The organism is Finegoldia sp. BIOML-A1 (assembly GCF_009678325.1).
In the GTDB taxonomy this organism is placed as follows: Bacteria; Bacillota; Clostridia; order Tissierellales; family Peptoniphilaceae; genus Finegoldia; species Finegoldia magna.
Genome location: NZ_WKZF01000001.1, coordinates 65,577 through 80,950 on the forward strand (window position 1 = coordinate 65,577; position 15,374 = coordinate 80,950).

11 protein-coding genes, 1 tRNA gene, 1 pseudogene and 1 riboswitch are annotated in these 15,374 nt (G+C 32.6%); of the genes and pseudogenes, 4 read left to right on the top strand and 9 right to left on the bottom strand.

The genetic code is table 11. The features are described from left to right. Positions 1–83 precede the first annotated feature (83 nt). Positions 84–1,190, top strand: a complete 1,107-nt coding sequence (locus tag GKG00_RS00290; RefSeq protein WP_094207395.1) for a ribose-phosphate pyrophosphokinase — start codon at positions 84–86, stop codon at positions 1,188–1,190. A gap of 9 nt (positions 1,191–1,199) precedes the next feature. Further along, positions 1,200–2,276, top strand: a complete 1,077-nt coding sequence (locus GKG00_RS00295; RefSeq protein ID WP_154253618.1) for a histidinol-phosphate transaminase — start codon at positions 1,200–1,202, stop codon at positions 2,274–2,276. A gap of 149 nt (positions 2,277–2,425) precedes the next feature. Here the strand turns inward: GKG00_RS00295 and fdhF are convergent. The 5 genes and pseudogenes from fdhF to GKG00_RS00320 form a co-directional block, all read right to left on the bottom strand. Further along, positions 2,426–5,116, bottom strand: a pseudogene (gene fdhF, locus GKG00_RS00300) (formate dehydrogenase subunit alpha); the annotation flags it as partial. A 7-nt stretch (positions 5,117–5,123) separates the two neighbouring features. Beyond that, positions 5,124–5,579 (bottom strand): ferritin family protein, encoded by a 456-nt coding sequence (locus GKG00_RS00305; protein ID WP_094224940.1) that lies wholly within the window; start codon positions 5,577–5,579, stop codon positions 5,124–5,126. Between the two features lie 32 nt (positions 5,580–5,611). Then, positions 5,612–6,535 (bottom strand): 2Fe-2S iron-sulfur cluster-binding protein, encoded by a 924-nt coding sequence (locus tag GKG00_RS00310; protein ID WP_094207399.1) that lies wholly within the window; start codon positions 6,533–6,535, stop codon positions 5,612–5,614. A 5-nt stretch (positions 6,536–6,540) separates the two neighbouring features. Continuing rightward, positions 6,541–8,421, bottom strand: a complete 1,881-nt coding sequence (locus GKG00_RS00315; protein ID WP_110057837.1) for an NADH-quinone oxidoreductase subunit NuoF — start codon at positions 8,419–8,421, stop codon at positions 6,541–6,543. 17 nt (positions 8,422–8,438) lie between these two features. Next, a complete protein-coding gene (locus GKG00_RS00320) occupies positions 8,439–8,924 on the bottom strand; it encodes an NAD(P)H-dependent oxidoreductase subunit E (RefSeq protein ID WP_154253619.1) in 486 nt (161 codons plus the stop codon). Between the two features lie 367 nt (positions 8,925–9,291). Here GKG00_RS00320 and selB point away from each other — a divergent pair, with 367 nt between their 5' ends. Both selB and GKG00_RS00330 read left to right on the top strand, forming a co-directional pair. Further along, entirely contained in the window at positions 9,292–11,169 is a 1,878-nt protein-coding gene (gene selB, locus GKG00_RS00325) for a selenocysteine-specific translation elongation factor (protein ID WP_154253620.1), read from the top strand. A 118-nt stretch (positions 11,170–11,287) separates the two neighbouring features. Beyond that, a tRNA-Sec gene (locus GKG00_RS00330) sits at positions 11,288–11,384 on the top strand. Positions 11,385–11,493: 109 nt separating this feature from the next. On the opposite strand, the gene metK is transcribed toward GKG00_RS00330, so the two are convergent. From metK to GKG00_RS00350, 4 genes are all read right to left on the bottom strand, one after another. Next, positions 11,494–12,672 carry a methionine adenosyltransferase gene (metK, locus tag GKG00_RS00335; protein WP_102163653.1) on the bottom strand — a complete coding sequence of 393 codons (1,179 nt, stop codon included), beginning with the start codon at positions 12,670–12,672 and terminating at the stop codon, positions 11,494–11,496. A gap of 46 nt (positions 12,673–12,718) precedes the next feature. After that, positions 12,719–12,814: riboswitch (SAM riboswitch) on the bottom strand. Between the two features lie 57 nt (positions 12,815–12,871). After that, positions 12,872–14,080, bottom strand: a complete 1,209-nt coding sequence (locus GKG00_RS00340; protein WP_154253621.1) for an ABC transporter permease — start codon at positions 14,078–14,080, stop codon at positions 12,872–12,874. Continuing rightward, on the bottom strand, positions 14,080–14,994 hold the full coding sequence (locus GKG00_RS00345) for an ATP-binding cassette domain-containing protein (RefSeq protein WP_154253622.1): 915 nt from the start codon (positions 14,992–14,994) through the stop codon (positions 14,080–14,082). The genes GKG00_RS00340 and GKG00_RS00345 overlap by 1 nt, the downstream gene beginning before the upstream one ends. Position 14,995: 1 nt before the next feature. Then, complete coding sequence (locus tag GKG00_RS00350; RefSeq protein WP_154253623.1) at positions 14,996–15,367, bottom strand: VOC family protein; 372 nt, start codon at positions 15,365–15,367, stop codon at positions 14,996–14,998. Positions 15,368–15,374: the final 7 nt, after the last annotated feature.

Below are 15,374 nucleotides of genomic sequence, written 5' to 3' on the forward strand. Positions count from 1 at the left end.
CAAATAGTTTGTGTTATTTAAATTTGAATACGTAAATTTTTTGTGATATTCTTTATATATAATGTAGTATTTAAGGAGGACTTATGTCAGAATCAAAATTTGAAGAGTTTCCATACGGAGAACTTGGAATCATAGCAATGAAGAACATTGAAGGTTTGGCAAAAGAAGTTGACGAACTTTTAATGAAAAAAAACGGTGCAACAGAGAGTTATTTGTTAAAGATAACAGAATCCAGATTTAGTAACGGTGAAGGAAAAGTTACAATCGATGAATCAGTTAGAGGTCGTGATATTTTAATCATCTCAGACGTTGGAAATTATGGATTAAAGTACAATATGTTCGGCGAACAAACTATAATCGGTCCAGATGAACACTTCCAAGATATCAAAAGAGTTATCTCCGCAATTAATGGAAAGGCTTCTCGTATCAATGTAATGATGCCTCTTTTATATTCATCACGTCAACACAGACGTAAATCCAGAGAATCACTTGATTGTGCAATGGCACTTCAAGAATTAGAAGACATGGGAGTAGATGGAATTTACACATTTGATGTACACGATCCAAACGTACAAAACGCAATCCCATTGATGACATTTGAAAATATCTATCCTACAGCAGAAATAGTTACTCACTTCTTAGAAAAAGAAAATATTACTACTGATGAATTAGACAAGAAAAATATGATTATTATTTCACCGGATACCGGTGCAATGGATAGAGCAATTTATTATTCTAATATTTTAAAACAAGACATAGGATTATTCTACAAAAGACGTGATTACACTAAAGTAGTCGATGGCAAGAACCCTATTATTGAACACAAATACATCGGACGTGAAGTAGAAGGCAAAGACATATTAATCGTAGACGATATGATTGCCTCAGGTGGATCTGTTATTGATATTGCAAAACAATTGAAAAAACAAAAAGCAAACAGAATATTCTGCGCAGTAAGTTTCGCACTATTTACTGAAGGTCCTGACAAATTCGATCAAATGAATAAAGAAGGCTACATCGACGGAGTTTATTCTACAAACTTAACATACGTACCAGAGTCAATCAAAAACAAAGAATGGTTCCACGCTGTAGATATGAGCGAATTGATGAGTGAATTTATTCACCACATCAACAGAGAAGAATCTATCTCAATTTTGTTAGATAAAACAAGAGGTATTAATATTTTATAAGGAGAAAAAATGAAATCATCTCATGGAGCAAATCTTTTTGAAATTCAAAAAGAATACGGATTTAATATAGATGAAATCAAGGATTTCAGTTCAAACGTCAATCCTTTGGGGCCAAGTCCTAAAGCGATGACTAAGCTTGAAAATAATCTTAATAAAGTCGGAGTGTACCCTGACCCAAATTACGATCAATTATTATCATCTATTGAAAAATACACCAATGTATCAAGAGACAAAATCTTGCTTACATCGGGTAGCACTAATTTGATTTCATCATTTATATCTCTAATCAATCCAAAAAATGCAATAATATTCAACCCTAGTTATTCTGAGTACGAAAGAGAACTCAACAAAATCAACTCCAATATAATTTCTTACGATTTGGATAAATCAAATGATTTTGCGATAGATTGTGAGAAATTATCGAGAATGATAAAAGAAAATGACGTAAGTCTTGTAATATTAACCAATCCTAACAATCCAACAGGATACGCTATTGAAAACAGAAAACTTGAAGAACTCATCAAATCAAGCAATTGCTATTTTATGATAGATGAAACTTATGTTGAGTTTTCAGATGTAGACAAATATTCAGCAGTAAATTTAACTGAAAAATGTGATAATCTGCTTGTTATACGCTCTACATCGAAGTTTTTCGCAGCTGCAGGAATAAGATTGGGTTACGGAATAACTGGAAATAAAAAACTTTACGATGAAATAAATAAACACACTAATTTGTGGAACATAAATATCTTTGGCGACATTCTTGGTGGCGAGATGTTCACGGATACTTATTACCACAAAAACGTGTTCGAATTTATTAATAGTGAAAAAGAAAAAATGATATCTACTTTAGAAAAAATAGATTGCTTGAAAGTTTATCCTTCAAAATCGAATTTCGTACTATGCGAAATATTGGACAAAAAATTAACTGCGCATAAATTAAGAGAAAAATTAATTCCTCATGCTCTTATCATAAGAGACTGTGCATCATTTAATAATTTGAGTGAATACTTTTTTAGATTTTGTATTTTGGATGAGCAATCAAACGACAAATTGCTAAAATTGATTGAAGATATTTTAAAATAATCGCAATTTAAAAGATCCCAGATTTTAAAAATCTGAGATCTTTTTTTGTTTGTTTAAATTACTTTTTTATCTTTTTTGTGTTCGTCTGATAATAAAGTTGCCATATTAACAAATCTTTGAATTGTATCCTCATGATCTGGATGCAAATCAACTTTTTCAACATGAATTGCACACACTTTATACTCACCAGTTCCTGTAATTGGATCGTAGTGATTTGATGTCACTTCGTTTACTGGAGATTCTCTGTAGTGGAATGTCATGAATATCATATTAGGTAACACTCTGTCAGTTACTACAACACGAGTTACGATACTTCCTCTTCTGGATGTAACTCTAATAGTATCCAAATCTTTTACTCCCAATCTTTCTGCATCCACTGGATTGATTTCTGCAAGTTCGTAAGGACTTACTCCATCCAAATCTTTTGAGTATCTCGTAGTTATATTGTAATGATACAACATTCTTCCTGTACTTAAAATCATTGGATAATCTTCATCTGGCAATTCTTCTGATGGTCTGTATTCTATTTCCATCATTTGACCTTGACCTCTTGCAAATATTCCTTTGTGCAAGTATTTTGTACCAGGGTGAGATGTTGTAGGACATGGCCATTGTAATCCAACTTTGTCGATTCTTTCGTAAGTCATACCTCTGTAACTTGGCATAGTTACTCTCATTTCTTCAAATACATCTTCACTCGTTTCATAATCAAAGAATACATTTGGATTGATGATTTTACTTACATCGCATAAAATTGACCAGTCATTTCTAGCTTGTCCCGGAGGAGCAACAGCTTTTCTAACTCTTTGAACTCTTCTTTCAGTATTTGTAAAAGTTCCATCTTTTTCTGCGTAGCAAGTTGCAGGGAATACAACATCTGCAAGCTTTGCTGTGTCAGACATAAATATATCTTGAACTACTAACAAATCTAAATTGTTCAAAGCTCTCTTAACGTGATTTGCATCTGGATCTGATAAAACAGGATCTTCTCCCATTATATACATTGCTTTAACATTTCCCTTCACTGCTTGATTAAACATTTCAGGGATTTGGTATCCAAGATTTGGACTCAATGGAGTCTTCCATACGCTTTCGAAAAATTCACGAGCTTTTGGATCAGTAACTTTTGCATAAGCAGGATAAGTGTTAGGTAATGCTCCTAAATCACATGCTCCTTGTACGTTATTTTGTCCTCTGATAGGGTTGATTCCTCCAGATTCAATACCAACGTGTCCAGTTAACATTCCTAGATTTGCCAAGCTCATTACGTTTTCTGTTCCATGAGTGTGTTCTGTGATACCAAGCGTGTAAAATATACCAGCTTTTTCAGTCTTTGCGTACAACAAAGCTGCTTGTCTGATTAATTCCTTGTCCACACCTGTAACTTTTTCAGCTTCATCCAAATCGTACTTCATTACAGTTTTCTTCAAGCCTTCAAAGTTTTCAACACGTGATTCAATATAATCTTTGGCTTCTAATCCTTCTTCTATGATAACTTTCATCATAGCGTTTAATAAGAATACATCCGTACCTGGATTTAATCTTAACCAAATATCCGCTTCTTCCGCCAAGCCAGTTTTTCTTGGATCTACAACTATAAGTTTAGTTCCTTTTTTAACTGCTTGTTTCATCTTATTACCAATAATAGGATGTGCTTCAGTAGCATTAGAACCTATAACAAACAATAATTCTGCACCCAGAATTTCTTCTATAGAGTTTGTCATAGCTCCACTTCCTAATGTAGCTGCAAGACCTGCAACTGTTGGAGCGTGTCAGGTTCTGGCGCAGTGATCGACGTTGTTTGTTCCAATCGCTGCTCTCATCATTTTTTGGAATACAAAGTTATCTTCGTTTGTACATCTAGCCGAACTTAAACCAGCAATAGAATCTGGACCAAATTCCATCTTGATATCTCTTAGTTTATTTCCAACATAACCTATAGCTTCATCCCAACTACATTCAACCAGTTCTCCATTTTTTCTAATCAATGGAGTAGTCAATCTTTCGTCCGAGTGAATCATATCTGTATGGAAACGACCTTTGATACAAAGTGCGTTTTGATTTACATAACCATCACATGGTTCAACACCTTGAACTTTTCCATTTTTTACAATTAAATTGAATTGACATCCTGTTCCACAGAATGGACAAGTTGTCTTAACTTTTTCAACTTCCCAAGGTCTTGTATCTTTTAATTGTTTATTGATTAATGCACCTGTTGGACACACGCTTATGCATTGTCCACACATACGACAATTTTCCTTAGATAAAGGAAGATCAAAAGCTGTAGAAATATAAGAATCAAATCCTCTATTTTTAAAATCTACTGTATGTGTACATTGAACTTCTTCACAAACTCTGACGCATTTTCCACACAAAATACATTTGTTTTGGTCCCTAAAAATCAATGGATTCGTATCATCAACTTCGTGATTTTGAACTTCTATGTCGTAATTACCGTATTTGCCTAATACTTCTGGATTTTTAACACCATATCTGTAGCACAAATCTTGTAATCTACAACTACCAACTTTTGAACAAGTTAGGCAATCTTTAGGGTGATTCATCATCAAAAGTTTAAGTATATTTTGTCTAGTTTTTACTAAACGATCAGTTTCTGTCTTAACAACCATTCCGTCTTTGACCATAGTAGAACATGACGTTTGAAGTTTTCTGGATCCTTCTATCTCAACTAAGCACATTCTACAACCGCCAAATTCGCTCAGGTATTTATCGTGGCACAATGTCGGAATATCAATCCCTATTTTATGCGCCGCTTCTAATACAGTGGTATTTTCTTCAACTTGAACATCAATACCATCAATATTTATATTTAACATATTACACCTACCAAACTTCGTTAAACCCTACATTCAAAAATATTTCTTCTAGTTCAGTTTTATGCAATTTTTCCATTTTAGATAATCCAGCAAAAATATCTTGTTCAGCTTTATCTAAGCAAGAATTTGCAATATCAGCGTACAATTGCATAGCTTCTTCTTCTCTTTTGATAGCTACTTTGATAGCATCTCTGAAGTCCATTTCTGTAGTCATTCTTGGTCTATCAATGTCTTGTGATAAATTATAATCTTCGCTATCATCAATTTTGATAGTTTCAGCTTTAGTTTCTAAGAATTTTTGTAAGTAATCTTTGTGCTTTAATTCTTCTTTGCTAAGTCTTTCAAAAAGACTTTTAGTTTGTGGATCTTCAGCTTTTTCAGCTGCATCTTTGTAAAATGTATACGAATCATCTTCTCTATTTACAGCATCATCAATAATTGATATTAATTGTTCTCTATTCATTATCTCACCTATTCATTCTTTTTATTTATATATTAATTATCTATTTTTTCGATTTTGTCTAGAATCTTATCCAAACCTAATACATTATTCCAGCTAGCTTCGACAAATTCTCCGCCAATCTTTTTGTAAGGTTGTTTTGGGTTATCCACATTCAATAATTCTGTAGTCAATCTACCCTTTAAGCAAAGTGGTCTGCCATTTTCTGGACTTAATGCTCTCAATGCAAGATTCTTTCCATTTTTTCTCAAGACTTCAAATTCACAACCGTATTCGCAAACTTTGCATTGAACTTTCTTAGTTTCTAACTCCCATTTTCTTCCTAAATTCATAGCTCTCTTATCCATCAATGCACCTACTGGACAAGCTACTACGCATCTATTACAAGAAATACAGTAAGAAGATTCAAATGTATCGTTGATATCTAAGTTAATTCTTGTTTCGTATCCTCTATTTGAGAAATTAAGAATTTTTCTATCATCCATAACATTACATGTTCTTACGCATTTACCACATAATATACACTTACTATCATCTCTAATGATGTATGGTGAAGAATCATCAACTAATTTTTCTCTTCTTGCTCCGTCATGTTCTCTGAATTTTACTCCGTATTCATAAGAATATTTTTGTAATTGACATTCACCGGATTTTTGACAAGTCAAGCAATCATTTGGATGAGAATCCAACAACATTTGAAGAATTCTTTGTCTGTGTTTTATTAATCTATCAGTTTTAGTATGAACAACCATATTGTCTTTTGCCAAAGTAGAACAAGCAGTCATTAATTTTTTGCTTCCTTCAACTTCAACTAAACAAAGTCTACAAGCGCTCACCACAGCCAAATTTTTATCGTAACATAAATTTGGAATATCAATCCCATTTTCTCTTGCTAAATCGATAATGAATTTAGGCTTATCAGTTTGAATTACTTTTCCATCAATAGTTACAGTAATCATACTATCTATCTCCTAACTACTGCGTGAACAGGACATACAGTTTCGCAATTACCACATTTTATACATTGAGATTTGTCGATAACGTGTTGTTTCTTAACTTCTCCTTCTATACAACTTACAGGGCAATTTTTAGCACATTTTGTACAACCTATACATTTGTCTGTAATTTCATATGATAAAAGTGCCTTACATGCATGAGCAGGACATTTCTTATCGTAAATGTGAGCTTCATATTCATTTCTGAAGTATTTTAATGTTGAGATAACTGGATTTGGAGCCGTTTGTCCAAGACCACAAAGTGAAGCTGATGTGATAGTATCACACAATTCTTCTAATGCTTCGATATCTCCATCTTCACCTTTTCCGGAAGTGATTTTTTCTAGAATTTCAAGCATTCTCTTAGTACCTTCACGACATGGAACACACTTACCGCAAGATTCATCTACAGTAAATTCAAGGAAGAATCTAGCAATATCAACCATACAGTCGTCTTCATCCATTACAATCATTCCACCTGATCCCATGATTGAACCGATTTTTCCTAATGATTCGAAATCAACTGGAGTATCCAGGAATTCTTCTGGAATACATCCACCAGATGGTCCACCTGTTTGAACAGCTTTGAACTTCTTGCCATCTTTAATTCCGCCGCCGATATCAAATATTATTTCTCTCAAAGTAGATCCCATTGGAACTTCTACCAAACCAGTGTTTACAACTTTACCACCTAAAGCGAATACTTTAGTTCCTGGTGAACCTTCTGTACCAAAACTTGTAAACCAATCTGCACCTTTATACATAATTGCTGGAACATTAGCAAATGTTTCAACGTTATTGATAATAGTTGGTTTATCCCACAATCCTCTTTCAGCAGTTCTGAATATTTTAGTACGAGGCATTCCACGTCTTCCTTCGATAGATTCCATCAAGGCAGTACCTTCACCACATACAAAAGCTCCTGAACCCAATCTCAATTCGATATCAAATGAAAAATCAGATCCAAAAATGTTGTTTCCTAAAAGATTCATTTCTTTTGCTTGTTGTATCGCAATTCTCAACCTTTTAACAGCAATTGGATATTCTGCTCTTACATAGATAAAACCTTGATTAGCACCAATCGCTCTACCGCAAATAGCCATACCTTCTAATACTGAATGAGGGTCTCCTTCAAGAATCGCTCTGTCCATGAAAGCACCAGGATCTCCTTCGTCCGCGTTGCAGATAACATATTTTTGATTATTCTCTACTTTATAAGCTGATTCCCATTTTCTACCTGTAGGGAAACCTGCTCCTCCACGACCTCTCAATCCTGATTTCTTCATTTCTTCAATTATTTCTTTTTGGTCTAAATCAAAAATGGCTTTATGTAAAGCTTGATAACCATCTGCACCAATATATTCATTTAAAGATTCTAATTGAATTTTTTCTACATTTCTTAAAGCTATCTTAAATTGTTTATCGTAGAAATCAACTGAATTGTATTTCAAAATCTTATCGTCTTGTTTTGCATTTTCGTAAACTACATCTTCATCAACTTCGTCATTTACAATAGATTTATCGACAATGCTCTTAACATCTGATAATTTAACTCTTGTGTAGAAAATTCCTTCAGGATATACAACAACGTTAGGACCAGTTTCGCAAAGTCCAATACATCCTACTGGAACAACCACTACGTTTTCGATTTTTTCTTCTTCTATATATTTGTTAAACTCATCAATCAAAGATTTAGCGCCTGTAGCTTCACAACCAGCTCCACCACACACAACTATTTGTTTTTCTTTTGGATTAGTATGTTCAACATAAATTTTATCCTTTACGAGTTCACGCATTTTGATATTTTTTGCATACTCTTCTCTTATCTCATTAAGTTTTTCAATATTCATAACAAATCCCCTAATAACTAATTATATTTACTAACAATTGATTCTAATTCATTAACAGCTACCTTACCGTACACATCGCCATTAATAACAATAACTGGAGCTAATGCGCACAAACCAACACATCTACATGGTGTGATAGAAAATTTTTGATCTTCAGTAGTGCTACCTGCTGGAATCTTCAAAATCTCTTGTAGTTTTTCAGAAACTCTTTGAGCTCCTTTTACATAACAAGCAGTTCCTTCGCAAACTTGAATATCGTATTTTCCTTTTGGAATCAAAGAAAATTGTGCATAAAAAGTTATAACACCGTAAATTTCTGACAAAGGAATGTCTAATATTTTAGAAATCATTGTAATAATTTCCTTAGGCAAATAACCAAATTCATCTTGTGCACGTTGTAAAACGGGCATCAAAGGACCTTTAATATCCTTTTTGCTTCTTACAAATTCTCGAAATTCTTCGACTTGAGAAGCACGTTCTTTTAAGTCAAATGTAAAACTCATTAAAATCCTCCTATAAAATTGTTTTCCTTCCGTTATTAAAATTATTTTTTCTTTTATATTCTTAATTATACCACTTATATTGCCTAAAGTAAATTAGTATTATATTTGAAAACCACATTAATATTCATTATCATTTTAAATATTATCATATTTCCGCACTTTTATTGCATATGTATTCTTTGTAATGCATTATTCGGATAATCAACTTTGTTATATTGATAAAGTAATTGATAAGTTTGAATTGTTATTACTTCATTTAATTAAATTAATATGTTTGTACAAAAATTTATGAAAATAATTTCCTTATGTTTTATACAAAATAGAAAAATATGATATAATATGAATTAGTAAATTAATTGGAGGTTATATGGATTTTATTATAGGTACATCAGGCCATATTGATCATGGAAAAACTACATTAATAAAAGCTTTAACCGGAAATAGCACTGATAGACTACCGGAAGAAAAAAAGAGAGGAATTTCTATCGATTTAGGTTTTAGCTATTTTGATCTTCCAAGTGGTCAACGAGCTGGAATAATTGACGTACCAGGTCACGAAAAATTCGTAAAAAATATGATGACCGGTACTTTTGGAATGGATATGATTCTTTTATGTATCGATAGTAAGGAAGGTGTAATGCCTCAAACTGTTGAACATTTGGATATACTTAGATTTTTAAATAAAACCGAAGGCATCGTCGTTTTAACCAAAAGAGACTTGGCAACTGATGAAGAAACTGAAAAAACAATCGAACAAGTTGAAGAATTAGTAAAAGGAACTTTCCTTGAAAATTGTCCTATTTGCGAAGTAGATTCTATTTCGAAAAGAGGAATAGATAATTTAATTCAAATGATAGATTCTGAATCCAAGAATTTAAAGCAAAAACATGCAGAAAGAGATTACAGAATGAATATTGACAGAAAGTTCAACGTAAAAGGAATTGGAACAGTTGTTACAGGAACTTTATTAGACGGAGATATTCATAAGGGAGAATCTTTTATTTATCCAATAGAAAAAGATATCAACATTAAAAATATTCAAGTCCATAACAAAAATGTGAATGTAGCTCACCCATCACAGAGGGTTGCTTTGAATATAAATCTTAATTTAGATGAAATAGACAGAGGTTATGTAATAGCTAAGAAAAACTCATTGAAAGCATTTAATATGATAGATGTTAGACTTACGCTACTTGAAAGTGCCTCACCTCTTAACCACTGGGACAGAGTCAGACTATTCCACGGAACAAAAGAAATTTTTGGAAGAGTTGTCCCTCTTGATAAGCAAGTAATACAACCAGGAACTCAAGCACTGGTTCAAATAAGACTTGAAGAAAAAATTTATGCAAAAACGTCCGACCCATTTATTTTGAGACAATTTTCACCACAAGTTACAATTGGTGGCGGCATTATAATAGATGGTTCTGTTAGAAAACATAAATTATTCGATGAAGAAATCATTGAAAATCTAAAAATCAAAGAAGAGGGTAAAATCAAAGACATCATCTTAAATTATCTTCGAGACGAGATTTTTCCTACTAAAATAGATGACTTGGTATTCTATTCTTCGGAATCAAAAGACAAAGTTTTAAAAGAATTAGACGAACTAAAACAAGAAGATAAAGTTGTAATTAGAAATGATAAAGTATTAGAAAAAGAAGCTTACTTAAAATTATTAGGTAAATTAAAAATGTTCGTAATTTCATTCCACAAAACAAATCCTTTATTGCCTGGAATTAATAAAGAAGAACTTCTTAAAAAATTACAACTAGATGATGACAGACCTTTCTTTAATTACATGATTAAAGATTTAATCGACCAAGAAGTTTTAATAGAAGAAAGTGGTATAGTTTCCTCTACAGGTCACAAAGTTAAATTAAGTGATGAAGACGAAAAAATCAGAAAGAAAATGCTTCAAGATATTTGTCAAAACCAGTTCGACAAATTATTGAAAATAGACAATGTTGTTCACAACCAAAAAGACAAGACTATTTTAGGGATTTTATTGCAAAAGGACGTCGTAATTTTAAGAGATAACTTTTTGATTTCTAAAAAATGTTACGACAAATTCATCAAAACTGTCGATAATCATTTCAATAACAACAAAACTTTGAATGTAAAAGAACTCAAAGATATGCTTAATATGTCAAGAAAAAGTGCTATCACTCTTTTAGAAACATTGGACATTAAAGGGTACACTAAAAGAATTGAAAATGACAGGGTTAAAGTAAAAGATTTTAAATAATAGAACTGGGCTTTGCTTGTGCATTGCCCTATCTATTATGTATTTATTACATTTTTGTGAATTAATTGTAAAATAATTTGTAAATTAACTTTGTTTTTGGTATAATATTAAGGTATTTGGGAATTGATGGGTGCTGGTGTGCCCTGCGGTCTTCAAAACCGTCTCAGGTAGTTAGGAGCTGCCCGGGTAGGTTCGATTCCTACCATTTCCCGCCATACATACTCTAGATAGCTAATTTTAGCTATCTATTTTTTTTGGAGTACTAAAAAAGTACTAAAAAAATCAGTGAATGTTGAAATATTTTAACATTCACCGATTTTTATTTTATAGATATTTCTTCAAAGCTTCAGCTTTGTCACATTTTTCCCATGATAAATCCAAATCATTACGTCCAAAATGTCCGTAGCTTGCAACATCTCTGTAAATAGGTCTTTGTAAATCTAATTTGTCGATTATTGCTTTTGGTCTTGCATCAAAGTTTTCATTTATTGCTTCAATAATTTTTTCTTCTTCGATTTTATTTGTTCCAAATGTGTTGATGAACATACTGATTGGTTTTGCAACTCCGATTGCATAAGAGAAACCTACTTCACATTTGTCGCAAAGTCCAGCTGCTACGACATTTTTTGCAATATATCTTGCAAAATATGCTGCTGACCTATCAGTTTTTGTAGGGTCTTTTCCACTGAATGCTCCACCGCCGTGATTACAGAATCCACCATAAGTATCTACGATGATTTTTCTTCCTGTAAGTCCAGCATCTCCCATTGGTCCCCCAATTACGAATTTTCCTGTTGGGTTGATGAAGAATTTTGTATTTTCATCAATCATAGATTCATCTACGATTTTCAAGATAACTTCTCTTTTGATGTCTTCTTTTAATTGTTCGTAATCAACATCTGGATCGTGTTGTGTTGAAACTACTATAGCTTCAATTCTTTTTGGAGCGTCATTTTCGTATTCAACAGTTACTTGTGTTTTGCCATCTGGTCTCAAATAATTCAAGATTTTTTCTTTTCTTACAGTAGCAAGTCTTCTAGCTAATTTGTGTGATAATTCCAATGGCAATGGCAATCCTGATTCTGTTTCATTAGTTGCATAACCAAATACCATTCCTTGGTCTCCTGCACCGTATCTATCGTATTCGTCTGATTTGTTGCCCTTGTATTCTTCAGATTCATCAACGCCTTGTGCGATATCTGTAGATTGTTCTTCTAATGAAGTGATGATTGCGCAAGTTCTTGCATCAATACCATAATCTGCATTATCATAGCCAATTTCAGCCAAAGTTTTTCTAACTATTGATCTGATGTCCACGTAACTTGTTGTAGTGATTTCTCCCATTACCATAACAAGTCCTGTTGTTGAACAAGTTTCACAAGCAACCCTTGCATCTTTGTCTTCTTTAATAATTGCATCTAATATTGCATCAGAAATTTGGTCACAAACTTTGTCTGGGTGACCTTCTGTAACTGATTCAGATGTTAAAAATATGTTTTTCATGATACCTCCATAAAAAAATCCTCACCTGAAAAGGTAAGGATGTGTAAACTTATCTTTCAGGATTTCCTGTGGGATTTAGCACCTAATTTAATAGGTTGCTGAGTTTCATAGGGCCCATTCCCTCCACTGCTCTTAATAAGATAATTATCTAATTGTTACAATATAACACTAACACTATTTGCATATTCTGTCAAGTATTTTAATCGATATTTTCCATTGCGCTTTTGCGATACATTTTTATTGCTTTCATTAACAACAAAACTATCACTACAAGCATCAATCCAAATGATATTCCTATTTCCAATAGTTTAACATCATTTAACAAAAACCTAACCGGCATCAAGGTTGCAGATGAAAAAGGCACAAATGATAATATTTTAATCAATATATCGCTGTCTTTTCCTAATGAATTGATTATTACAAAGAATAATCCAACGAGTACCAAAAATATTGGAACTATTAGGAAATTAACTTCTTCCGCTCTTTTTACAGCAAGTCCAAGAATTTGGAACAATATCAAATACAAAACAAATCCAAATACTACAAACAAAAGTATAGTCAACAAGAATTTTAGACTCAAAGTATTTGTGAAAAACGTCCATATGCCTTCTGGATAATAGTTTTTATTGACAAATATTCCGACTATTCCCGCAATAATAAATATAAAGTATTGGATTATTCCCAAAACTGCTGAACTTAAAAGTTTACCAAATACAAACACACTTGGCTTTGCAGATGATAAGAGCACTTCAATTGTCTTGTCCTTCTTTTCTCTTGAAATATTGTTACTCATGACACTACCGTAGAACAGTATCATTAAATCGAAAAGTATAACAAAAACTATGGAAAATACAAATGAATGTGACCTGTCTTTGTTCAAAACTTTTTCTGTAAAATTAATCTTTGCTTTAGAATTTTTTTCAATTATTCCAGGATCTACTCCATTATTAATTAAACTTTTGTCATAATTATACTTTTCCAAAGTCCTTGTAAACCTTTCGGAATGATCGTCCATAAATTCTTTGTTTTTGATATAAGAATTGAACTTTGTTGGAGTTTCTACTACAAATCCTATATTGTATTCACCATTTTCTACAGCTTTTTTTACATCAGCCTCCGATGTAAGCACATCTTTGCTATCCAAACCCATTATAGTCTTCAAATATTCAACGTCAATATCCTTATTAGATGAATAAATGCATGTGTTTTTAAATGTGAGTGCATTAATATCAACGGTTGCGTTTTTGTTTGCCCCTGCATTGGCGTTATTAAAAATAGATGGCATAACTCTTGGCAAAAAAGACAAAGAAAACACCAATACCGTAATTACCAATGTCGCAATCAAGTAAGAATTGTGTCTGATTATGGAGTTAAATTCAAAATTAAATACTCTACTGAATTTTTTCATTATTCTGTAACACCAACCTTTGACACGAACACATCTTGAAGACTTGGTTCATATTGGCTAAAACAATTGATGTCAATCTGATTGAGCATCATAAATTCTAATATATCTTCTTTTGTTACATTTTCAGTAAGTCTAACCAAAAGTTTGAACTCTCTAACAACAGCATCTGGATAAATCAAATTTTCTGCTTCTAACAGTTCTTTTAATTCCCAAATTCCCATGTTGTTTGCATTAAGTAGCATTTTCTTCTCAGCCATAGAAGTTTTGATTTCATTCAAATCCCCATTCAAAATAATTCTACCTTCTTCGATAACGCATATATCTCTGCAAAATTCTTCTACATAACTCATCAAATGGCTGGAGAATACAACTATTTTTTGATTCTGTATAAATTCTCCAACAGCCAATTTTAGTTCGTGGGCATTGATTGGATCAAGTCCAGAAAACGGCTCATCAAGAACCAAAATATCTGGATCATTTAAAAGAGCAGAAATGATTTGAACTTTTTGCCTTAAACCTTTGGATAAAGTGGACAATTTTCTGTTCTTGTATTTTGCCAAATCAAACCTATCCAACCAATATCTTACATTTTGAAGAGCACTTCTTCTATCTGTACCTTTGAGTCTGGCAAAATAATACAATTGCGTGAACACTTTTTCGTTGGAATACAATCCTCTTTCTTCTGGAAGATATCCGATATTAACTTCATTATAATTAATGGGAGAGCCGTTAATCAAAACTTGTCCACTATCAGCACTCAAAACATCCGTAATGATTCTCATAGTTGTAGTTTTTCCGGCTCCATTTCTACCCAAAAACCCAAAAGCACGTCCGCTTTCAACTTTAAATGAAATATCGGTTAAAACTTTGTTATCTCCAAAAGATTTATTCACATGTTTTAACTCAAGATTCATACTATTTACCAATTATTTCGATGTTAAATCCATCTGGATCCTTCATGAAATAAAATGTTGCAACACCTTCAAGTCCACCTAATTCATCAACTTCATAACCTAAAGATTTGTGATATTCGTGTGATTTTTTCAAATCTTCAACTTCAAAAGCCATGTGACCGTAGAAATCGCCATGAGTATAATCTGTCTTTCCGTAGTTATAAGTCAGTTCGATTTCATAGTCGTGATCACTTGTCATATACACAAGTGTGAACTCATCTTCAGGGAAATCTTTCTTGCTAGTAACTTCCATTCCCAATGCTTTTTCATAAAACTCGATTGATTTTTGCAAATTAGTTACTCTGATACATGTGTGTAATGATTTATATTTCATGAATTTC